The sequence below is a fragment of the Curtobacterium sp. KBS0715 genome (assembly GCF_005938005.2).
In the GTDB taxonomy this organism is placed as follows: domain Bacteria; phylum Actinomycetota; class Actinomycetes; order Actinomycetales; family Microbacteriaceae; genus Curtobacterium; species Curtobacterium flaccumfaciens.
In genome coordinates this window covers 3,170,017-3,190,557 of record NZ_VCCA02000001.1, presented here as the reverse complement: position 1 = coordinate 3,190,557, position 20,541 = coordinate 3,170,017, and the positions used below count along the sequence as shown (strand labels likewise).

Sequence of the window (20,541 nt, the reverse complement as noted above, 5' to 3'; positions counted from 1 at the left end):
CGTGTTCTACCTGGACCGCGCCGCCACCACCCCGGTGCGCCGCGAGGTGCTCGAGGCGATGTGGCCCTACCTGACGGGGGTGTTCGGCAACCCCTCGTCGACGCACGGCGTCGGGGACGAGGCCGCGCGGGGACTCACCGCCGCACGGGCCGCCGTCGCCGGGGTGCTCGGGTGCCGGCCCGCCGAGGTCGTCTTCACCACCGGCGGCACCGAGGGGGCGAACACCGCGATCAAGGGGATCGCCCTCGCCATGCCCCGCGGCCGGCACGTCGTCACGAGCGCCATCGAGCACGAGGCGGTGTTGGAGAGCTGCGCGTACCTCGCCCGCTTCCACGACTTCGACGTCACCGTGCTGCCCGTCGGGCCGGACGGCCGTGTGGACCCGGCGGTGCTGCGCGCGGCACTCCGCGCGGACACCACGCTCGTCTCGATCGCCCACGCCGACAACGAGATCGGCACCGTGCAGGACGTGCCGGCGCTCGCAGCGGTGGCGCACGAGGTCGGGGCACGGTTCCACACCGACGCCGTGCAGTCCGCGCCCTGGCTGCCGATTGGTCTCGGGCCCCTGGGCGTCGACGCGCTGTCGTTGTCGGGGCACAAGCTCGGCGCCCCGAAGGGCACCGGCGTGCTCGCCGTGCGCTCCGGCGTCCCGCTCGAGCCGCTGCTGCACGGCGGGGGACAGGAGCGGGGGCGGCGGTCCGGCACCGAGGACGTGGCCGGTGCCGTGGCGGTGGCGACCGCCCTCGGGCTGGCGGCGGAGACGGTGTGGTCAGGGGAGGGTACGGCGACCACCGTGCGCGACGCGGTGCTCGACGGCGTGCTCGCCGCGGTCCCCGGCGGGTTCGTCACCGGGTCGCGGGAGCACCGGCTGCCCGGACACGCGTCGTTCTGCTTCCCAGGCGTCAACGGCGAGACCGTCCTGCTCGAGCTCGAGCAGCGCGACGTGGTGTCGTCGTCGGGCAGTGCCTGTGCCGCGGGCAGCACCGAGGCCTCCCACGTGCTCACCGCGCTCGGGATCCCCGAGGACGTGGCGCGCACCGCGCTCCGCCTGACGTTCGACGCGGCCCTGACGGCCGACGACGTTCCGGTCGTCGTCGGGGCCGTGGCCGACGCCGTGGCGACCGTCCGTGCCCTCGGCTGAGGTGTACTAGACGTTCTACTCCATCTCTGGGTACGTGTCCCCCCTTCTGCGGACAACCGATCTGCGTCAGAGTGTCGTCATGGCAAACGCGATGATGACCCGGACACGACGGGACGACCGCTTCCGAGCGGTGCAGCTCCTGCCGGCGCCGGCCACCCTCGTCGCGCTCGCCCTGGCAGCGCAGCACGACCTCGGCACGGCCCCGCTCGGGATCATCGCCGTGGTCGGAGCGCTCGCGACCGCCGGGAGTGCCCTGCTCCCGATGGTCCGGCCAGCCGCCGCCCACCGGTTGATGCCCGCACCGACCGAGACGGACCGGTACCGAGAGGACACCGAACACCCTTGAGGTCCACCACCGTGCGGTTCCCCTGAACCGAGCCGCGCGGTGGACCCAGACCGGATGTCGACCCCCTGATCGACGTCCGGCGCGGGGCGCGACGTTCCCCCTGTCGTCGTGTCCCGCCGTACACCGCGATCCCGCCGTGGGTCGACGTCCGCACCCCTGAGCGGCGTCGGTTCCCCTGCAGCCCACGGCGGGGTCCGGTTCCCCGGTAGCGTCGTCGCATGCCCTCGTACCGCGTGACCCTGGCGATCGGCGCCCTCGCGCCCGGCACGGCACCGGACGCCGTCCTGCCCGCCGCTGCCGCCCTGGTGCGCGAACACGCCGTGGTCGAGGCCGAGGACGTCCGGCTGCTCCGTGGCGTCCCGTGCGCGGTCGTGCGCTTCGAGACCGAGGACGACCGTGTGGCCGCGGCCGTCCGCGACGCCGCCGTCGACGGGCTGCGGGACGTGGTGGAGATCCGCTCCGACGTCGTCACCCGGCGCGAGGGCGGTCGCTGGATCCCGGTCGCCTGACGGCCTGGCGGTCGCCCGACGGCCTGGCGGTCGCCCGACGGTCAGACAGTGTGCGTCGCTGGTTCGGGGGTCCCCGGCCAGACGTAGTCCAGGTCGTCCGGCACGTCGGGGAACAGCTCCCGGTAGTGCTCCGGCGCCTTCTGCACGAGCTTCGACCGGTGCGAGACGTGCAGGGCTTCGTCGTCGTTCCACGGCGGGATCGGCACGTCGCCGCGCTCGTACGCCGCCAGGTCCTCCGGCACGCGGCCCAGGTCGAGCAGGGTCTTCTCGAGACAGGTGTCGGCGTACCCGCGCTCGGCCCAGACGCGGCACGTGGCCTCCTGGTACGCCATCAGCGCCGGACGGTAGCCGCGCCACATCGCCGTCACCGGGTGGTGCTGCCAGCCGTAGTCCGGGAGCGTCAGGGCACGCATCACCTGCAGGGTCTCGACCCGCTGCTTGCCGAGCCGCCGGTCGTCGAGGACCTCGGCGGATGCCCGGAAGTCGGCGTACGGCAGGAAGGTCTGCATGGCGCGGACGCTACCCCGACCGACTGGCACCCGACACATGTCGTCACGAACGTGCCGCCCGCCCCGGCAGCGTGTGAGCATCGACCGCATGAGCGGAGAACTGGTCGTCGGCGTCAGTGGCAGCCCATCGGACCCGTCGCGGACCTCGACCCTGGTCGCGGCGACGGTGGCCCGGTTGGCCGAGGAGATCGACGGCGCCCGGACCGAGACGATCGAGATCGGCCCGCTGCTGGCCGACCTCGGAGCGGCCTCGGGTCGCGAGACGATGTCCGACCGCACCCGCCGGGCCCTCGAGACGGTGGAGGCCGCGGACGTGCTCGTCGTCGGCAGTCCGGCCTTCCGGGCGGCCTACTCCGGTGCCTTCAAGCTGTTCTTCGACTGGGTCGGCCAGTACGACCTCGTCGACACCCCGGTGCTCCTGACCGCCACCGGTGGCAGCGACCGGCACGCCCTGCTCGTCGAGCACCAGATGCGTCCGCTGTTCGGGTTCTTCCAGTCCACGACCCTGCCGCTCGGGGTGTTCGGGAACGAGCGGGACTTCACCAAGCGCGAGGGTGGCTACGACATCGCGAGCGTCGACCTCGAGCTCCGCATCGACCAGGCCGTGCGCCGGGCCGTGCCGCTCATCCGCGGCGGCTTCGCCACCGCCGGCCTGACCGACGTGCGGCGCCCCGCCGAGTTCTGATCCGCGTGCGCGCGCCCGGTGCTTCCGGGCGTACCTGGTGCTTCCGGGCGTACCGGGTCGGAACTTCTCGTCAGGTACGCCCGGAATCACCAGGCATCGCGCGTGCCATGGGAAGGAACAGGCGCGACCCAGCGTGACCGGATGGCGGACTGGAGGCCCGTGGCGACGCCGCCACGGGCCTCCCGTCTCAGCCGAGCAGGGACGCGACGTGCGCGACCGCCAGGCGGTAGCCGTCGGCACCCGCGCCGGCGATGACCGCCGTCGCGGCGGTGGCGACGTGGTCGACGTGGCGGAACGGCTCGCGCTTCCACGTGTTCGACAGGTGCACCTCGACGACGGGGACCCACAGGGCCTCCACCGCGTCGTGCAGCGCGACCGAGGTGTGCGCGTAGGCGGCGGGGTTGATGACGACCGCGGCGAAGTCGTCGAGCGCCTCGTGCAGCCACTCGACCAGCTCGCCCTCGCGGTTCGTCTGGCGGAAGTCGGCCTCCAGCCCGTTCACGGCCGCCTCGGTGTGCACGATCGCCTCGATCTCGGCGAGCGTCACGGTGCCGTACTGCTCCGGGTCGCGGCGCCCGAGGATGTCGAGGTTCGGGCCGTTGAGGACGAGGATGCGCGACGCGTCGGTCATGGGCCGAGCGTAGCGAACCGGGGGAGCGCTGCGCGGCTCGGACGATGCATGCGCTGGCTATGTGAACGGTCACAAATCGGTGTAACGTCTCCGTCCGGGTCGGCAGAGTTGTCGACTGCAACACACTGACGTGGAGATGTGAATGGTTCTCGCTGCAGCGAACGAAGGGATCCGGCTCGACTTGGGCTGGGTCGACTACCTGATGATCATCGTGTACTTCGCGGTCGTCATCGGGATCGGGTTCACCGCCCGCAAGCAGGTCCGGACGAGCATGGACTTCTTCCTGTCCGGCCGCTCGATGCCGGCGTGGATCACGGGCCTGGCGTTCGTGTCCGCGAACCTCGGCGCCACCGAGATCCTCGGCATGGCGGCCAACGGTGCCCAGATCGGCATGGCCACCCTGCACTACTACCTCGTCGGCGCCGTGCCCGCGATGGTGTTCCTCGGACTCGTGATGATGCCGTTCTACTACGGCTCGAAGGTGCGTTCCGTGCCGGAGTTCATGCTGCGCCGTTTCGGCAAGGCACCGCACCTGGTGAACGCGATCGCGTTCGCGGTGTCGAACGTGCTCATCGCGGGCATCAACCTCTACGCGATGGCCATCGTCATCGAGGCCATGCTCGGCTGGCCGGAGTGGCTGGCGATCATCGTCTCCGCCGGCTTCGTGCTCGTCTACATCACCCTCGGCGGGCTCTCGAGCGCGATCTACAACGAGGTCATGCAGTTCTTCGTGATCATCGCGGGGCTCATCCCGCTGACGATCGTCGGTCTGCACCGCGTCGGCGGCTGGGACGGCCTGTCGAAGGCCATCACCGAGACCCAGGGCGTGCAGCACCTGCAGGCCTGGGCCGGCACCGGCTTCGGCGACGTCACCAACCCGATCGGCGCCAACTGGCTCGCCATCGTGCTCGGCCTGGGCTTCGTGCTCGGGTTCGGCTACTGGACCACGAACTTCACCGAGGTGCAGCGAGCGTTCTCGGCGAAGAACATGTCCGCGGCCCGCCGCACCCCGCTCATCGCCGCGATCCCGAAGCTCTTCATCCCGGCCATCGTCGTGATCCCCGGCCTCATCGCAGCGGCCGTGGTGGGCAACCAGTTCGCCGACGGCACGCTGACCTACAACGACGCGATCCCGAAGCTCATCCAGATGTACCTGCCGACCGGTGTGCTCGGCATCGCGGTGACCGGCCTGCTGGCGTCCTTCATGGCCGGCATGGCGGCGAACGTCTCGTCGTTCAACACCGTCTTCACCTACGACATCTGGCAGCGCTACATCCGCCCGAACATGCCCGACCTGCACTACCTGAAGACCGGACGTTGGGTCACCGTCGTCGGCGTCGTGGTCGGCATCGCGACCGCGTTCATCGCGGCCCAGGCGTCGAACATCATGACGTACATGCAGACGCTGTTCTCGTTCTTCAACGCACCGCTGTTCGCCGTGTTCATCCTCGGCCTGCTGTGGAAGCGCATGACGACGCAGGGTGCGCTCTGGGGCTACGTCCTCGGCATCGTGACCCCGACGATCACCTGGATCGCCTACCTGGTCAACCCGGACCTGTTCGCCACCGCCACCGCGGAGACCCTGTACGGCGCGATCATCTCGTTCGTCACCGTGCTGATCGTCGGCTTCGTCGTCTCGATGCTCACCAAGCCGAAGGACGAGAAGGAGCTCGGGGGGCTCGTCTACGGCGTGGGCAAGATCGACCTGCACGGCGACTCGGTCGCGACGGACACCGCCTGGTACCGCTCGCCCGCCCTGCTCGGCACCGTCGCGCTCGTGCTGTGCGTCGTCCTGTACCTCCCGTTCCTCTGATCCGCGAAGGAGACCACTTCTCATGAGTGACACCACCACCCCCGGCGCGATGACCGAGGAGCAGAAGGCAGCCCTCGTCCGCTCCACCCGCCGACTCGACCTGCGCCGCATCCTCGGCGGCCTGTTCGTGCTCTACGGCGTGATCACGACCATCGTCGGGATCGTGCACTGGAACACCGACCCCGAGAAGACCGGCGGGATCCACATCAACCTGTGGGTCGGGATCTCGCTGCTCATCGGCGGCGGCCTGTTCTTCCTCTGGGACCGCCTGAACCCGGTGCCCGCCGAGGACATCATCGGCCAGGCCGAGGCCGAGTCGCACCAGCGTGCCGCGGGCGAGGGACGCGAGCTGGCCTGAGGCCGCTCGGGTCGGGCGTCCCCGGCCTGACACGGAACGACGAAGTCGCTGTCGGACGACAGCGACTTCGTCGTTTCCGGCCGCGGCGGCCGCGCCTTGACCGGAGCCGAGCACGGCGGGTAGCATTGATATGTCGATCGGGTGCTGCTCGGTCGAAAGTGATCCTCGGATGTCCTGCAGCCAGCGCGGGCCCGAGGATTTGCGCTTTCGGGGGCGTGCGTCAGGAAACCAGGATCGGGCTCGTCAGTCCCTGGTCCCCGGCGAGGCCGGCAACATGAGCCCCGCAGGCGATGTCGGCCAACGCGAGGAGTGGCTCTTCGGACGGGTTGAGGTGCTCGAACCGCACTCCATGACCGACTCCACGATCGCGGAGCGCATCGAACATCGCCCGGTCATCCTTGTCCCGGGCGGGTCCGCGCGTCTCGAGGACCACGTGGCCGACGTTCCGCAGCTCGAGTTCGTGCACGAGGCGTTCGATACACCGTCTTCGCCGACGTTCCGTCCGTGCCACGGCGCCGTCGTACCGGACCACGATGACGGTCACCGCACGCCGGAGGAGATCGAGCCACGAGATGCGCTGAGCTGGCAGCGCCTCGTACGAGTGCAGCTTCCGCATGCGCCGAGGGGGCGCCCGTCGAACCGCCTCGCGAGCTTCTTCCTCGCCGTTGATCCGCATGATCACCGCGGCGAGGACGTACGCGGTGTGGTCCCGCCCACCACCCGGTTCTGACTCGTCCACGAAGGCCCGCATCACGCCAGCATATTGTGTACCGGTTGGTTCCCCCACGAAACGGTTGCGCGCTGCTCCAGGTGGGTCCAGGTTGAGCGTGACGAAAGGAACCGCCATGGACACGATGGTCTTCATCAACCTGCCCGTCACGGACCTCGAGCGCTCGAAGGCGTTCTACGAGTCGCTCGGGTACTCGATCAACCCGGCCTTCAGCGACGACACCGCGGCGTGCGTGGTGGTGTCCGAGTCGATTTACGTGATGATCCTGACGACGGCGAAGTTCGCCGAGTTCACCGACAAGACGATCGCCGACGCCGACACGATCGAGGTCATCAACTCGCTCAGCGCCCCGTCGAAGGAGGACGTCCACCGCGTCGTCGACGCCGCGGTCGCTGCCGGTGGCACCGAGGACCGGCCGGAGATGGACCTCGGCTTCATGTACCAGCGGAGCTTCACCGACCCGGATGGACACCGCTGGGAGTACGTGTGGATGGACGAGCAGGCGACGCAGGACGGCCCACCCACCGAGTGAGCCGGGCGCTGTCGGCGGCGCCCGCCAGGATGGACGCATGAGCAACGAGCCCGTCGACGCCCCGCCCGTGCCTGACCTCGTCACCGGCGACGACGGCCTCGCCCGGCCGGTCTGGGCGTCGTCGGACGAGCTCCTGCGCGAGTACTACGACACGGAGTGGGGCATGCCCGTCCGCGACGAACGCGGGGTGTTCGAGCGGCTCTCGCTCGAGGCGTTCCAGTCCGGTCTGTCGTGGCGCACGATCCTCGCGAAACGACCGGCGTTCCGTACCGCCTTCGCCGACTTCGACGCCGACACCGTCGCGGCCTTCGGCGAGGACGACGTCGCACGGCTGATGGCCGACGCCGGGATCGTCCGGAACCGCGCGAAGATCCTCGCGACGATCACCAACGCGAACGCCACGATCGCCCTGCGGCAGGACGGTGGGCTCGCCGACTTCGTGTGGTCGTTCCGGCCCACGACCACGCCCGAGCCACGGTCCGCCGCCGAGGTCCCGACGAAGTCGGACGAATCCCTCGCCCTGTCGAAGGCACTGCGGAAGCGCGGCTTCGCCTTCGTCGGACCGACGACGATGTACGCCCTGATGGAAGCGCTCGGCATCGTCGACACCCACCTGATGGGCAGCCACCGGCGCGGGACCTCCGGCGTCTGGAGCTGACGGGCAAGCCAGCGAGTACGAGAACGGGAACGGGAACGCCGGGACTATGGTCGCGACATGGCCGACGACATCCGGATCGCGTTCCTGCTGTTCCCGCACCTGACCCAACTCGACCTGACCGGTCCGGCGCAGGTCCTCAGCCGCGTGCCCGGCGCACGCGTCGAGTACATGGCGGCGACGCTCGACCCGGTGCCGAGCGACTGCGGCCTGTCACTCGTCCCGACGACCACGATGAGCGAGGCCCGAGCGGCGGACGTGCTCGTGGTACCCGGCGGCGACGGTGCCTTCGACGCGATGCTCGACCCGGACGTCGTGGCCTTCGTGCGGCGCCAGGCCGAGCACGCGACGTGGATCACCTCGGTGTGCACCGGCGCATTCGTGCTGGGCGCCGCCGGGCTGCTCGCCGGCAGACGTGCGACGACCCACTGGGCCTCGAAGCCGATGCTCGAGGCCTTCGGAGCGCAGCCGGTGGACGCCCGGATCGCCCGGGACGGCGCCGTCGTCACCGCTGCCGGGGTGAGCGCGGGCATCGACATGGCGCTGTGGCTCGCGGGCGAGCTCGCCGGACAGTCGGCGGCCGAGGCGATCCAGTTGCAGATCGAGTACGACCCGCAACCCCCGTTCGACCAAGGATCGGCTGAACGCGCCGACGCCGTCGTCGTCACCCGGGCCCGCGCAGCAGCCGAGGAGTCGCGCGGCGCGAGGGTGACCCGCGCCGCCGCAGCCGTCCTGCGCTGACGTGGACCTTCGGACGGTCACGAATCCCCGTCGGCCTCCGCCGAGTGGTCACGACACGTCGATCCGGGCGCGGCCAGTCGACACTTCGTGACCGCTCGGGGCCATGCACGCGGGGTGTTGTGACCGCGCGGTGACCCGAGCCGCCGCAGCCGCAGCCACCGCAGCCGCAGCCGCAGCCGTCCGGCGCTAGACCAGCGGCTTCCGCATCTGCGCCGACGTCACCTGGTACCCGAGCGCCGCGTAGAGCTCCTGCGCCCCGGTGTTGTAGCCGAACACGTTCAGCCCGATGCTCGTCGCACCGTTCTCAGCGGCGGCGCGGTGCCCGAGTTCGAGCGCCCGACGCGCGTGCCCGCGGCGCCGGTGCGCCTCGTCGATCTCGACGTTGAACACCCACCAATCGGTGCTGCCCGGCGTGAGCGGTCCGATCCACAGGTACCCGATGACGGTGTCGTCCTGGTCGATGACGTCCCACACGAGGTGCCCGTCGGCGGGAGACCCGCCCGGGAACCAACGGTTCCGCGACTGCTGTTCGTTCGCCTCGGCCTGCTCGCGGGTCTCGCCCGCCTGCATCCGTGACTCGACGTACTCGGCCATCGTGCGCTGGAGCCAGGCCGGGAGGCGCGTGGCCGGCATCGGTGCCAGCCGCGTGTCCGTCATCGGTTGCCCTTGGAGCCCCGGCTCGGCTTGCCGCGCATCTTGCCGCGACCCGGCGTGGGTCCCTTGCCGGTGTTCGACTTCTTGCCGCTGCCGGACTTGCCGCTGCCGGGCGACTTGGCTTTGGCCTTGCCGCCGGCGGAGCCGCCCTTGGAGCCCGGCGCGCCTGACCCGCCTGACCCGCCCGACCCACCGGACGCACCCTTGGCGGCCGACCCGGCCTTGGCGCCGCCACGAGCCGGACGCGAGCCGTCGTCGTCGTCGCGATCCGTGCCTCCCGGCTGGCGCGAACTGTTGGCGGTCCGTCCGCGCACCACGCCGATGAACTCCTCGGTGGTCTCGGTGGCGTCCTCGTCCCGCCAGACCAGTGCGATGCGCGTGCCCTCGGCGTTCATGAGCGGACGACCCACCAGGTCCTTGCGGCTGGCGGCGCGGAACAGCGACTGGGGGAGCACGACGACGCCGACGTTCGCCTCGACCAGGTCGAGCGATCCGTCGATGTCGGCCGGAACCGGGCCGGCGTCGATCACGTGGACCTCGGCGTCGCCGAGGTCGACCTCGGCGAGTTCGGCGAGGGGGGAGTCCTTGGGCATCGCGACGACGGCCGTTTCGGTCCAGAGCGGGATGGCCTTGTGCTGCTCGGACACGGGCATGCGTGCGAAGACCATGTCGGCCTCGCCCGCCAGCGTGTCGTCGACGTCGTCGGCGCCGATCGGCCGCAGCCGGAGCTCGACGGAGGGGAAGCGTTCCCGCCAGACACGGGCCCACTTTGCGGGGGAGACCCCCGGCACGAAGGCGATGGTGAGAGCCGCGGTCATGCAGACGAGCATAGGGGCCGTACCCTTGTCCTCATGGCGCAGGAACAGACCATGAAGCCCGAGACGGCTGCGAAGAAGCTCGGCATCTTGCTGACGGCCGCTCCGGAGTCCTTCCAGAGCGCTCCCCTCACGCGGACCGCCTTCGACGAGCTCCGGACCGAACCCCCGACCTGGCTCGAGGACCTCCGACGCGACGGCCCGCACCCGCGACCCGTCGTGGCGCAGAAGCTCGGGATCTCCATCTCCGGCCTGAGCCGTGCGGGGATCGACGACGCGCTGACGACGGCGGACATCAAGACGCTGCTCGAGCAGAAGCCCGAGTGGCTCGTCCGCGAGCGCGCGACGCAGGCCGCCGTGCACGCCGAGAACGCCCGCGTGAAGCAGGAGCGCGCCGCCAAGGCCGCTGCCCGCGCCGAGGACTGACCCCACCCCGCACCACTCCGCCGCACCGAGGACGCCCCACGTGCACGAGACCGTCGCCGACGCCATGCTCGTCGTGCCGCAGTTCGCGTCGGTGTGCTGCATCGTCGGTGACCGCTACCGACCGCGCCCGGGCGTGATCGTGCCGGCCGGCGTGATGCTCGTCGCGATGCTCATGCCCGTCGTCGACGCCGGTGCGGTGTGGACCCTGTTCGCCGCGACCCTCCTGCTCCTGCTCGCGCCGTTGCCCGTGATGCGTCGCCGCCGCGCCGACGGTCGCCGTGCGGAGCCGATGGACGTCCACCGCGCGCTCTCCGCCGTCGTGATGGCCGGGATGCTGCTGATGGGTCACGCCTCGGGCGTCGCCGGCGACCACGCCGGGCACGGCATCGCCCTGTCCGCGGTGCTCGGCGCCGGCGTGATCGGCTACTGCGCGTTCAGCGGCTGGCTGCTCCGGTACGAGTGGGGCCGTGAGGACCGGCGGGCCGTCCGCAGCGGCGAGGTCTTCGCGATGACCGTCGCCGTGGTCGGCATGACCCTGGCGATGTAGCGGAGCCCGCCCCGGCGGTCGCGGCCCCCGCAGCCGGTCCGTCGAGTCCGTCAGTCGCGCGCGGCGCCGTCCGCCCGGGCATCCGCGTGCGTCACCCGCTGCTTCGCCGCCTGGATCGTGTCCTTCGGCACCGGCGGCACACCCCGCCGGATCCCGCGCAGGCCGACGACGAACAGGACAGCGGTCACGATCGCGAACACGACGAACGTGATCCCGGTCGCCGCCCACAGCGGCAGCGCCAGGGCGAGCAGCGCCACCGCGAAGCAGGCCAGCGCGACCAGGGTGGTCAGGGCGAACCCGACGGCCACCCCGGTGAGCACCAGCCCGGTCTTCGCACCGCTCGCGCGCTCGCCGATCTCGCGCCGCGCCGAGGCGACCTCGTCGCGGACGGCGCGCAGCACTGGTTCGAGGGCCTTCTGCACGAGTCCGGCGGTCACCGTGTCGCGGAACGACGGGCGTCCGGGAGCGGTGGTGTCGTCGTGGTCGGTGCTGCTCATGGGTTCTCCTGTCCGGGCGCGGCGGTCCGCGTCCCCTGACGGGACGCGACCGGTCCGATGATCGTCACGCCGACTCGCGCGCGCCCGGTGCGTTCCCAGGTTGTGCGACGGACGGGAGGCCCGCCCCGCGTCGACGACGCTGGACGGGCCTCCCGGGTGGTCGGGCCCACGGCCCTACTCGGTGACCTCCTCGAGGTCGTCGATCCCACGGGCGGCGGCCGCTGCGCGGCGGGCGCGCATCGACGGCGCGGCGAGCGCGGCGAGCACGGCCACGACCGCCACGCCGGTGCACGCCCAGAACCCGATGGTGAACGCGTCGTCGGTCGGCAGTCCCTGCGGCGTGCTGTGCGAGGTGATCAGCGCTGCGATGACGGCGGTGCCGACGCTCGAGCCGATGGTGCGGACGACCGTGTTGGCGCTGATGGCCTCACCGGTCTGGTTCGCGGGGACGCTCTCGATGATCGCGTTCGAGCAGGCGGCGAGGGCCATGCCGATGCCGATGCCGGTCAGGACGCCGGAGGCCACCACCTGCCACAGCTCGGCGTGTGCGATGGCCGGCAGCACGAACGCGGCGACGATGGCGAACCCGCCGATGAGCATCGGCGGCTTCGGGCCGACCTTGCGCACCAGGATGCCCGCGATCGGCCCGGCGACGACCATCATCACGACGGTCGGCAGCAGGAAGAGACCGGCCTGGGTCACGTCCTTGCCGAAGCCGTAGCCGAGCGCCGTCGGGAGCTGCAGGAGCGTCGGCACGAGGACGAAGGTGCCGAACATCGCGAACCCGAAGACGAGTGCGACGACGTGGGCGGTCCAGACCCCGCGGACCGCGAAGAGCCGGACGTCGATGAGCGGCTCGGCGACCCGGAGCTCGACCAGGACGAACACGACCAGTGCGACGGCGCCGAGGACCAGCAGGCCGATGGTCTTGCCGTCGCCCCAGCCCCAGGTCTCGCCCTCGCTGACGGCGAGCAGGATCGCGACGAGCGACACCGCCAGGACGAACGTGCCGGCCATGTCCAGGCGGCCGGGCTTCCGCACCGGGGACTCCGGCATGCCGAAGACCGCGCCGAGCAGTGCGATGACGACGAGCACGGCGGGGAGCCAGAACAGCCAGTGCCACGACAGGTGCTCGACGATGGGTCCGGCGGCGACGATGCCGACACCGGCGCCGATGCCGAAGATCGCGGACAGCAGGCCGATCGTGACGCTGACCTTCTCCTTCGGCAGCTCGTCACGCACGATGCCGATCGACAGCGGCATCACGGCTCCGGCGGCACCCTGCAGCGCCCGTCCGACGATCAGGACGCCGAGGTTCGGTGCGAGGGCGGCGAGCACGGCGCCGACGAGCAGGATCGACAGCACGACGATCAGGACCTTGCGCTTGCCGATCATGTCGCCGAGGCGACCGAGGATCGGCGTGAGCACCGAGGCGGAGAGCAGGTAGGCGGTGAGCACCCAGCTCGTCGCACTGGTGGAGGCGCCGAGGTCCTGCCCGATGGTCGACAGTGCCGGGGCGACGAGCGACTGCAGGACGGCGAAGGACAGGCCGCCGAGGGACAGGTAGACGATGATCGCCGTGCTGTTCGGCCGGCGTCCGTCGGTGGTGGGGTGCGAGCCGGTCCGTGGGCTCTGCATGGTGTCGGTCATCGTGCTCCGTGTCGTCGTGGTAGTCGATGTAAACAATTGCTGACATCACGAGCGTACGCGCTCGAGGGAGCATGTCAACGCTTGCTTACATCCCTGTGAGGACCGATAGGCTGCGCTCCATGAGCAAGGACGCCGCGGCCACCCGACTCCTGCTCGTGCAGGCCGCCCGGCGTCGGTTCGCCTTCGACGGGTACCGCGGGACGACGGTGCGCGACATCGCCGGGGACGCCGGGGTGAACGTCGCCCTCATCAACCGGTACTTCGGCTCCAAGGAGGGGCTCTTCCGCGCCTGCCTCGACCGGGTCGTCCGCGACCTGGGGGCCGAGGAGACGAGCGAACAGGGCCTCGAACGGGCGCTGACCGGCATCATCACGCACATCGTGCGGGCCCCGACCGACGACGACTCCCTGCAGCTCATGCTCCTGCTCCGGTCCTCCGGCGACGACGGCGCCGATGCCATCCGCCGGGAGACGCTGCGCCGGTACGCCGAACGGCTCGCGGGCACGGTCGGCGGTGCGGCGTCCGAGGAGCTGCTCGTCCGTGCCGAGATCGCGCTGGCGGTGGTGCTCGGGATGTCGATGCTCCGGCAGTCCACCGCGGTGGAACCGCTGGCATCCGCCGACGACGCCGTCGTGTCGGCCGCGCTCGAGGACGCCCTCCGCGCCCTGCTCGCACCGCCGCGGTAGCGTCGAGCCGTGTCCGACCGTCCCGCACGTCGCCCCGACCCCGCTCCGCGCCTCGACGAGGTCGACGAGCGCATCCTCTGGACCCTGTCGGCCGACGCCCGGATCCCGAACAACCGGCTCGCGGCCGCCGTCGGCATCGCACCGTCGACCTGCCTGGCACGGGTCCGCGCGCTCGAGGACGCCGGGGTGATCCGCGGCTACCGGGCCGAGGTGGACGTCGCCCGGCTCGGGTTCTCGATCGAGGCGATGGTGTCCGTCCGGGTGCACGCCGCGGCCCGCCACGAACTGCGGGACTTCGCCAAGCGCCTGCTGCGGGTGCCCGTCGTGCAGGACGTGTCGTTCCTGGCTGGGGACAAGGACTTCCTCGTGCACATCGCGTGCGAGTCGACCGAGCAGCTCCGCGACTTCGTCGCCGACGAACTCAGCGGTGACCCCTCGGTGGCGACGACGCAGACGAACATCGTGTTCGAACGGCTCGTCGCCGACCGGGCCACCCAGGGCCGCTCGTTCGACGAACTGCGGCGCTGGCGGGCCTGACGCGCGGAAACCCGGGTCAGCGCTTCCGGGTCATCGGGATGTGCGGGATGCGGTCCTCCAGGTACTCGTCCCCCGAGCGCACGAAGCCGAAGCGGCCGTACCACTGCTCCAGGTGCGACTGGGCACCGAGGGCGATGCTCGGCGAGCGGGACTCGGCGATCGCGGCCTCCATGAGCTGCGCGCCGAGTCCCTGGCCGCGGGCGTGCTTCGCGGTGGCGACCCGGCCGATGCGCTCGGTGCCGTCGGGCTCGCGGAGCAGGCGGAGCGTCGCGTCCACCGAACCGTTGCCGGCCCAGAACTGCACGGTGCCGGGCTCGAGGTCACGGCCGTCGATGTCGCCGTACGCGGCCTCCTGCTCGACGACGAAGACGTCCTGGCGGAGCCGCAGGATCTCGTGCAGCGTGACGATGTCCAGGTTGCGGGTCGGAGCGTTGAAGATCGAGACCACGGACGGCCCTTCCTGAGAATTTCTTCCGAAACAGGGTGTGTTCCGGACCGGATCGGCGTACATTGCCGGTCAACCACTCTACGTGCGCAGCCGAGATCAGGAGGTGAGCGCATGGACCACCCGTTGCGCGCACCCTGGCGCGCCGCACTCCGCATCGTCCTGCTGGGCGTCGGGACCCTCGCCGCCCTCGTGCTGCTGTCCCTGCTCCTCGGCGCGCGACCGGCCTCCGCCGCGACGACCTCTGGCGCCCCGACCGAGCAGCGCGGCCTCGTCGGCAGCGTCGTCGAGGGGGTCGGTGGCACCGTGCAGGGCGTGACCGGCGAGGTCGGCAAGGTCGTCGGCGGCGTGACGGCTCCCGTCCGCAAGGCCGTGGCACCAGCGCCCGCACCTGCTCCTGCTCCTGCGGCACCTGCTCCTGCGGCGCCCGCTCCGGCCCCCGTGCCCGCACCCGCTCCGGCTCCTGCAGCCCCCGCCGCGCCGTCGACCCCGGCTCCGGCCGCGACCACCCCGGCTGCCGCACCCACCACGACCGCCCCCGCGGCCGGCCCGGCCACGCGCCCGGTGCGACAGGTCGTCGACCAGGTGACCAGTGCCTCCCGGCCGGTCACCGACACCGTCGCGAACGTCCTGCGCCCCGTCACCGGCACCGTGGAACGCGTCACCGACACGCGCCCCGTCACCGCCGTCGTCGACACCGTCGACGACGTGGTCGGCAGCGTGCCGGTGGTCGGCACGGTCCTCGGCGACGACACCCTCGGCACCGTCACCGGCCCGGTCACGGGCCTGGTCGACGACACGCTCGGCTCGGTCGGCACGACCGTGGGTACCGTCCCCGACGTGGTCGAGGGCGTCGTCCCGTCCGTCGGCGGCACCCTGCCAGGAGGCACGGCCCCCGTCGTCGACGTCCCCGCACTCCCGGTGGGCGGCGGTTCGAACCCGTCCGCCGGGCCCGTCCCGTCGGTGCCGGTCGCGAACGCACCCGTCCGGCCCGGAACGGTCCCCGCGCAGGGCGCCTCGGCGCCCGCACGCGCCGTCGCCGCCGATGCCCTGGGCCACCGCTCCGCCGGGTTCCGTCCGTCGGAGCCGGTCGCCGCAGCCGCCACGACGGCCACGGTCGGCCCGCTCGTCGCAGCCGTCGAGGCGCAGGACGCGACCCTCGGTGGGCGCGCGCTGCTCGTGCCCGCGGACGGCGAGGGCCACGGGCTCCCGTTCGACGGAGCCGACGCCGGTGTGCTCGGTGGCAGCGCTTCCTCGACCTCCGGCGGCGCAGCAGCCGTCGGCATCGTCGGCTCGACCGACGACATCGTCTCCCTCGCCGCAGGGTCTCGCGGCACGCTCTCCGACGACGCGGTCCCCGCGTCCGTGGTCGGCGAGCACGACGTCGCCCCTGACTGAGATCGGTGCGCCTGTCCGCCACGGCAGGCACGCACACATCCCGGCTGCGTCCGCGGTCGGTGACGATCTCGATCAGGGAGTACGACCATGAACAAGTACGTCTCCAGAGGGCTCTGGTTCGCCCTCTTCGTCGGCGGGCTCACGCTCGGCGGCACGGCTGCGGCGAACGCGGCCACGACATCCGGTGCCGACGGCATCGTCTCGGGCACCCAGGTGGCCCCCGCCGTGGACGCCCCGGTGTCCCTCGGCGGCAACGCGATCACCGTGCTCGGCGACGCAGTGTCGACGGCGACCGGGTCCACGCCCGCCGCTCCGGCTCCGGCTCCGGCCACGACCGCTCCTGCCCCCAGCACCTCGGGCGAGGACGGCACGCTCTCGGGCACCCAGGTGGTGCCGGACGTCGCGGCACCGGTGACGGTCGGTGGCAACGCCGTGGCCGTCGCCGGTGACGCCGTCTCGGCCGCCGCACCCGCGGCAGCTCCGGCGCCCGCAGCACCGGCACCGGCACCGGCTCCGGCTCCGGCGCCTGCCGCTCCTGCCGCTCCTGCCGCTCCGGCTCCGAGCACCTCGGGCGAGGACGGCACGGCTTCCGGCACCCAGGTCGACCCGACCGTGACCGTCCCCGTGACGGTGGCCGGCAACGGGATCGGCGTCCTCGGCGACGGCACCGCGACGTCCACCGCCCCGTCGGCGACCCCTCCGGCGCCGGCTGCCGAAGCGCCGTCGGCGCCCACCACCTCGGGCACCGACGGACTGCTCTCCGGCACCCAGGTGACCGGCCTGGTCGACGTCCCGGTGACGATCGGTGGCAACGGCATCGGCGTCCTCGGTGACGGGACCGCGACGGGCACGACGCCCGCCGCGGGCTCGGGTACCGCGACTGCTCCGGCGGCCGGTGGTTCGACCTCGGGTTCGGACGGCACGGCCTCGGGCACGCAGGTGTCCCCGGTCGTCTCGATCCCGGTCACCGTGGCGGACAACGGCATCGGGCTGCTCGGGACCGGCACCTCGACGGGCACGACGCCCGCCGCGGGCACGGGTACCGGAACCGCGACCGCTCCGGCGGCCGGTGGTTCGACCTCGGGTTCGGACGGCACGGCCTCGGGCACGCAGGTGTCCCCGGTCGTCGACGTCCCGGTGACGATCGGTGGCAACGGCATCGGCGTCCTCGGCGACGGCACGAGCACCGGTGGCACGACGGCTCCGGCCACCGGCACCACGACCCCGACGTCCGGCGGTTCGACCTCCGGCGACGGCGGCCTGCTCTCCGGCACCCAGGTCACCCCGGTGATCAGCCTGCCGATCACCATCGGCGGCAACGGGATCGGCATCGTCGGTGACGGCACCAGCACCACCCCCGGCACCGGCACGAACCCCGGTACGGACCCGGGCACGGACCCCGGTACCGACCCCGGTACGGACCCCGGTACCGACCCCGGCACTGACCCCGGCACTGACCCCGGTACGGACCCGGGCACCGTCCCCACCGACGGGACGGGCACCGGTACAGGCACCACGCCCGGCACGGCGACCATCCCGGTCGGCGTGGTCGGCGTGGTCGGCGTCGTCGAGCCGACCCGGGCCTCCACGGCGGGTGTGGTGACCACCACGACCACTGCCACCGGCGGGGTCCGGACGAGCGCCGCGACCGTCGCGGCAGCCGCCACGGCCGGTGACGGCCAGCCGGAGCTCGCCTACACGGGAGCCGGCTCGCCGGTCCTGCCGGCCGGGTTCGCGCTCCTGCTGCTCCTCGCCGGAGCGGGCACGCTCGTGCTCCGTCGCCGGCACTGACCGCAGGCGAACGAGGGGCGTCGCCATGGTGGCGCCCCTCGTCGTCGCGGCCGCCGGTCGCCGACGGGCCGTGCGCGTTCCCCGACAGGACACCGGACGATCGACGGGTGTCCTGTCGGGACATGTCGGCGCATCGGATGCGTGTGCATGTTCCGACGGAGCGCTCGTCGATCGACTCGTGCATCGTCGCGGCCTGGACGCCGGACACCGCGGGCGCCACGTTCTCACCCTGCCCGGGGGAGACGCCCGGTTACGACGGCGCTGCCACCGTGGCGCGGCCGTCAGCGGCCTGGGGTATCGTTCCGACTACGCAAGCGCTCCGGGGTCGGTGTAATTCCGAGCCGGTGGTGACAGTCCACGAACTGATGACGGGTGCGAACCCGACAGAGGTTGACCCGGTGGGATTCCGGGACCGACGGTGAAAGTCCGGATGGGAGGCGCGCTGGGCGGACAGGACGACTCCACGACCCGTGGAGTGCGACCCGTCCGTCGATGCCGACGATCGTCGAACGCCCCCGGAGTCCCGTTGAGAGGACACCAGTGTTCACCGGCATCATCGAGGAACTCGGCACCGTCACCGCCGTCGAGCAGCAAGGCGACTCCGTCGCGCTCACCGTCCACGGCCCCGTCGTCGTGCAGGACGCCCGGCACGGCGACTCGATCGCGACGAGTGGTGTCTGCCTGACCGTCGTCGAGCAGACCCCCGAGACCTTCACCGCCTTCGTCATGAAGCAGACCCTCGACATGAGCGCCCACGGTGCACTCCGGGTGGGGGACCGCCTGAACCTCGAGCGCGCCGCCTCGGTCGGCGACCGCCTGGGCGGGCACATCGTGCAGGGTCACATCGACGGCACCGCCACCGTGCTCGAGGCGGCCGACGGTGACGGCTGGCGGCGCGTGCGGTTCTCGCTCACGCCGGCGCTCAGCCCACTCGTGGTCGACAAGGGTTCGATCGCGCTCGACGGCGTCTCGCTCACGGTCAGCGCGGTCTCGCCCGAGGACACCGCGCCCGACGCGGCCTGGTTCGAGGTGAGCCTGATCCCCGAGACGCTCGAGGCGACGACGCTCGGGCTTGGCGTGCCGGGTGACCGGGTGAACGTCGAGACCGACGTCCTGGCACGGCACGTCCGCCGCATGCTGCGGCTCGACGCCGCGGCGCACTCGCTCGAGACCGTCGGATCGGAGGCCCGGTGATGGTCGCCGAGGTCGGTGCCGCCCCGCAGGCACTCGGGTTGTCGAGCATCGAGACCGCGATCGCGTCGATCGCGGCCGGTCGCCCGGTGATCGTCGTCGACGACGAGGACCGCGAGAACGAGGGCGACGTCATCCTGTCCGCCGAGCTCGCCTCGCCGGAGTGGATCGCGTGGACCGTGGCGCACTCGTCCGGGTTCATCTGCGCGCCGGTCAGCACCGAGATCGCCGACGCACTCGACCTCCCGCCGATGGTGGCGCACAACGAGGACGTCCGCGGCACGGCCTACACGGTCACCGTCGACGCCGCCGTCGGCGTGACCACGGGCATCAGCGCCCACGACCGCGCCCGCACCCTGCGGGTCCTCGCCGACCCGACCTCGGTGCGCGACGACCTGCACCGCCCCGGACACGTGGTGCCCCTGCGTGCACGACCGGGCGGGGTCCGCGAGCGCGCCGGGCACACCGAAGCAGCGATCGAGCTCGTCACCGCGGCCGGACTCCGGCCCGCTGCGGCGATCTGCGAGATCGTCGACGAGGACGGCAGCATGATGCGGCTGCCGGCGCTCGTCGGACTCGGGGCACGCGAGGGCGTGCCCGTCATCACCATCGCCGCGCTCGCCGAGTGGCTGGACGCGGCAGACCGGGCGGCGGCAGCGACCGCAGCGCCCACGGAAGGAACGACACGATGAGCGGAGCAGGCGCGGCGGACCGCGACCAGGTCGACGGCACCGGGATCCGGGTGGCCATCATCGCCGGACAGTGGCACGACACGATCGCGGCGGGCCTGCTGGCCGGGGCGCAGCGCGAGGTCGAGCGGCTCGGGGCGACGGCCGACGTCATCCCCGTCCCCGGCAGCTTCGAGCTGCCCGTGGTCGCGAAGACCGCGCTCGAGGCCGGTTTCGACGCGGCGGTCGCGCTCGGCGTGATCATCCGCGGTGGCACCCCGCACTTCGAGTACGTGTCGGGCGCGGCGACGAGCGGCCTGACGCAGGTCGCGATCGACACCGGCAAGCCCGTCGGGTTCGGTGTGCTCACGCTGGACGACGAGCAGCAGGGGCTCGACCGTGCCGGGCTGCCCGACTCCAAGGAGGACAAGGGTGCCGAGGCCGCACACGCGGCGATCAGCACCGCGGTGACGCTGCGGTCCCTGCGCGTCCTGGTCTGAGGCGCCGGACCCCACGCAGAACGGCCCCGCACCGGTGAGGTGCGGGGCCGTTCTGTGTTTGCTGGTCTGTGCTTGCTGATCAGCGT

General features: G+C 72.0%; 26 protein-coding genes and 1 riboswitch. Of the genes, 18 read left to right on the top strand and 8 right to left on the bottom strand.

The genetic code is table 11. The features are described from left to right. Position 1 precedes the first annotated feature (1 nt). From FFG40_RS15140 to FFG40_RS15130, 3 genes are all read left to right on the top strand, one after another. The gene (locus FFG40_RS15140; protein ID WP_138803892.1) at positions 2 to 1,141 is read left to right on the top strand and encodes a cysteine desulfurase family protein; all 1,140 of its coding nucleotides are present in this window, start codon (positions 2 to 4) and stop codon (positions 1,139 to 1,141) included. Between the two features lie 79 nt (positions 1,142 to 1,220). Beyond that, the gene (locus FFG40_RS15135) at positions 1,221 to 1,487 is read left to right on the top strand and encodes a hypothetical protein (RefSeq protein WP_138803891.1); all 267 of its coding nucleotides are present in this window, start codon (positions 1,221 to 1,223) and stop codon (positions 1,485 to 1,487) included. Between the two features lie 218 nt (positions 1,488 to 1,705). Next, a complete protein-coding gene (locus tag FFG40_RS15130; RefSeq protein ID WP_138803890.1) occupies positions 1,706 to 1,996 on the top strand; it encodes a hypothetical protein in 291 nt (96 codons plus the stop codon). 41 nt (positions 1,997 to 2,037) lie between these two features. Here FFG40_RS15130 and FFG40_RS15125 read toward each other — a convergent pair whose 3' ends face one another. After that, the gene (locus tag FFG40_RS15125) at positions 2,038 to 2,505 is read right to left on the bottom strand and encodes an MSMEG_6728 family protein (protein WP_071247521.1); all 468 of its coding nucleotides are present in this window, start codon (positions 2,503 to 2,505) and stop codon (positions 2,038 to 2,040) included. A gap of 88 nt (positions 2,506 to 2,593) precedes the next feature. On the opposite strand from FFG40_RS15125, the gene FFG40_RS15120 reads away from it, so the two are divergent. Continuing rightward, a complete protein-coding gene (locus FFG40_RS15120; RefSeq protein ID WP_027466300.1) occupies positions 2,594 to 3,190 on the top strand; it encodes an NAD(P)H-dependent oxidoreductase in 597 nt (198 codons plus the stop codon). A 187-nt stretch (positions 3,191 to 3,377) separates the two neighbouring features. Here FFG40_RS15120 and aroQ read toward each other — a convergent pair whose 3' ends face one another. Next, on the bottom strand, positions 3,378 to 3,821 hold the full coding sequence (gene aroQ / locus FFG40_RS15115; RefSeq protein WP_138803889.1) for a type II 3-dehydroquinate dehydratase: 444 nt from the start codon (positions 3,819 to 3,821) through the stop codon (positions 3,378 to 3,380). A 142-nt stretch (positions 3,822 to 3,963) separates the two neighbouring features. Here aroQ and FFG40_RS15110 point away from each other — a divergent pair, with 142 nt between their 5' ends. Next, positions 3,964 to 5,634, top strand: coding sequence for a sodium:solute symporter family protein (locus FFG40_RS15110; RefSeq protein ID WP_071247518.1), 1,671 nt, complete (start codon positions 3,964 to 3,966; stop codon positions 5,632 to 5,634). A 22-nt stretch (positions 5,635 to 5,656) separates the two neighbouring features. Further along, positions 5,657 to 5,992: a hypothetical protein gene (locus FFG40_RS15105; RefSeq protein WP_071247515.1), complete on the top strand. Its 336-nt coding sequence runs from the start codon at positions 5,657 to 5,659 to the stop codon at positions 5,990 to 5,992. A 220-nt stretch (positions 5,993 to 6,212) separates the two neighbouring features. Here the strand turns inward: FFG40_RS15105 and FFG40_RS17410 are convergent, their stop codons facing one another. Continuing rightward, on the bottom strand, positions 6,213 to 6,743 hold the full coding sequence (locus tag FFG40_RS17410) for a DUF3800 domain-containing protein (protein ID WP_185974207.1): 531 nt from the start codon (positions 6,741 to 6,743) through the stop codon (positions 6,213 to 6,215). Positions 6,744 to 6,837: 94 nt separating this feature from the next. On the opposite strand from FFG40_RS17410, the gene FFG40_RS15095 reads away from it, so the two are divergent. From FFG40_RS15095 to FFG40_RS15085, 3 genes are read left to right on the top strand one after another with little or no spacing between them, the layout of a single operon-like run. Further along, positions 6,838 to 7,254 carry a VOC family protein gene (locus tag FFG40_RS15095; RefSeq protein WP_138803887.1) on the top strand — a complete coding sequence of 139 codons (417 nt, stop codon included), beginning with the start codon at positions 6,838 to 6,840 and terminating at the stop codon, positions 7,252 to 7,254. Positions 7,255 to 7,291: 37 nt separating this feature from the next. Continuing rightward, positions 7,292 to 7,912: a DNA-3-methyladenine glycosylase I gene (locus tag FFG40_RS15090; RefSeq protein WP_138803886.1), complete on the top strand. Its 621-nt coding sequence runs from the start codon at positions 7,292 to 7,294 to the stop codon at positions 7,910 to 7,912. A 57-nt stretch (positions 7,913 to 7,969) separates the two neighbouring features. After that, positions 7,970 to 8,650 (top strand): DJ-1/PfpI family protein, encoded by a 681-nt coding sequence (locus FFG40_RS15085; RefSeq protein WP_138803885.1) that lies wholly within the window; start codon positions 7,970 to 7,972, stop codon positions 8,648 to 8,650. A 186-nt stretch (positions 8,651 to 8,836) separates the two neighbouring features. Here FFG40_RS15085 and FFG40_RS15080 read toward each other — a convergent pair whose 3' ends face one another. Both FFG40_RS15080 and FFG40_RS15075 read right to left on the bottom strand, forming a co-directional pair. Further along, positions 8,837 to 9,307, bottom strand: coding sequence for a GNAT family N-acetyltransferase (locus tag FFG40_RS15080; protein ID WP_138803884.1), 471 nt, complete (start codon positions 9,305 to 9,307; stop codon positions 8,837 to 8,839). After that, a complete protein-coding gene (locus FFG40_RS15075; RefSeq protein ID WP_185974206.1) occupies positions 9,304 to 10,122 on the bottom strand; it encodes a LysR family transcriptional regulator substrate-binding protein in 819 nt (272 codons plus the stop codon). Before FFG40_RS15075 ends, FFG40_RS15080 begins: the two co-directional genes overlap by 4 nt. A gap of 33 nt (positions 10,123 to 10,155) precedes the next feature. Here FFG40_RS15075 and FFG40_RS15070 point away from each other — a divergent pair, with 33 nt between their 5' ends. Next, a complete protein-coding gene (locus tag FFG40_RS15070) occupies positions 10,156 to 10,545 on the top strand; it encodes a DUF5997 family protein (protein ID WP_017888549.1) in 390 nt (129 codons plus the stop codon). 40 nt (positions 10,546 to 10,585) lie between these two features. Next, positions 10,586 to 11,092 (top strand): hypothetical protein, encoded by a 507-nt coding sequence (locus tag FFG40_RS15065; RefSeq protein ID WP_017888550.1) that lies wholly within the window; start codon positions 10,586 to 10,588, stop codon positions 11,090 to 11,092. Between the two features lie 50 nt (positions 11,093 to 11,142). Here FFG40_RS15065 and FFG40_RS15060 read toward each other — a convergent pair whose 3' ends face one another. Then, entirely contained in the window at positions 11,143 to 11,589 is a 447-nt protein-coding gene (locus FFG40_RS15060) for a phage holin family protein (protein WP_138803882.1), read from the bottom strand. Positions 11,590 to 11,763: 174 nt separating this feature from the next. After that, on the bottom strand, positions 11,764 to 13,239 hold the full coding sequence (locus tag FFG40_RS15055) for an MFS transporter (protein WP_071247493.1): 1,476 nt from the start codon (positions 13,237 to 13,239) through the stop codon (positions 11,764 to 11,766). Between the two features lie 119 nt (positions 13,240 to 13,358). On the opposite strand from FFG40_RS15055, the gene FFG40_RS15050 reads away from it, so the two are divergent. Then, on the top strand, positions 13,359 to 13,925 hold the full coding sequence (locus FFG40_RS15050; RefSeq protein ID WP_138803881.1) for a TetR/AcrR family transcriptional regulator: 567 nt from the start codon (positions 13,359 to 13,361) through the stop codon (positions 13,923 to 13,925). Positions 13,926 to 13,934: 9 nt separating this feature from the next. After that, positions 13,935 to 14,462, top strand: a complete 528-nt coding sequence (locus tag FFG40_RS15045; protein WP_027466312.1) for an Lrp/AsnC family transcriptional regulator — start codon at positions 13,935 to 13,937, stop codon at positions 14,460 to 14,462. Between the two features lie 16 nt (positions 14,463 to 14,478). Here FFG40_RS15045 and FFG40_RS15040 read toward each other — a convergent pair whose 3' ends face one another. Further along, positions 14,479 to 14,910 carry a GNAT family N-acetyltransferase gene (locus tag FFG40_RS15040; protein ID WP_027466313.1) on the bottom strand — a complete coding sequence of 144 codons (432 nt, stop codon included), beginning with the start codon at positions 14,908 to 14,910 and terminating at the stop codon, positions 14,479 to 14,481. A 111-nt stretch (positions 14,911 to 15,021) separates the two neighbouring features. Between FFG40_RS15040 and FFG40_RS17195 the strand changes: the two genes are divergently transcribed. The 5 genes from FFG40_RS17195 (at position 15,022) to ribH (ending at position 20,455) form a co-directional block, all read left to right on the top strand. Further along, on the top strand, positions 15,022 to 16,305 hold the full coding sequence (locus tag FFG40_RS17195; protein ID WP_185974205.1) for a hypothetical protein: 1,284 nt from the start codon (positions 15,022 to 15,024) through the stop codon (positions 16,303 to 16,305). An 87-nt stretch (positions 16,306 to 16,392) separates the two neighbouring features. Continuing rightward, positions 16,393 to 18,096, top strand: a complete 1,704-nt coding sequence (locus FFG40_RS17190) for a hypothetical protein (RefSeq protein ID WP_185974246.1) — start codon at positions 16,393 to 16,395, stop codon at positions 18,094 to 18,096. Between the two features lie 311 nt (positions 18,097 to 18,407). Continuing rightward, a riboswitch (FMN riboswitch) is annotated at positions 18,408 to 18,542 on the top strand. Positions 18,543 to 18,636: 94 nt separating this feature from the next. Next, the gene (locus tag FFG40_RS15025; protein WP_138803880.1) at positions 18,637 to 19,290 is read left to right on the top strand and encodes a riboflavin synthase; all 654 of its coding nucleotides are present in this window, start codon (positions 18,637 to 18,639) and stop codon (positions 19,288 to 19,290) included. Beyond that, positions 19,290 to 19,979: a 3,4-dihydroxy-2-butanone-4-phosphate synthase gene (gene ribB / locus FFG40_RS15020; protein WP_138803879.1), complete on the top strand. Its 690-nt coding sequence runs from the start codon at positions 19,290 to 19,292 to the stop codon at positions 19,977 to 19,979. The genes FFG40_RS15025 and ribB overlap by 1 nt, the downstream gene beginning before the upstream one ends. Then, positions 19,976 to 20,455 carry a 6,7-dimethyl-8-ribityllumazine synthase gene (gene ribH, locus FFG40_RS15015; protein WP_027466317.1) on the top strand — a complete coding sequence of 160 codons (480 nt, stop codon included), beginning with the start codon at positions 19,976 to 19,978 and terminating at the stop codon, positions 20,453 to 20,455. The genes ribB and ribH overlap by 4 nt, the downstream gene beginning before the upstream one ends. The last annotated feature ends 86 nt before the right edge of the window (positions 20,456 to 20,541 follow it).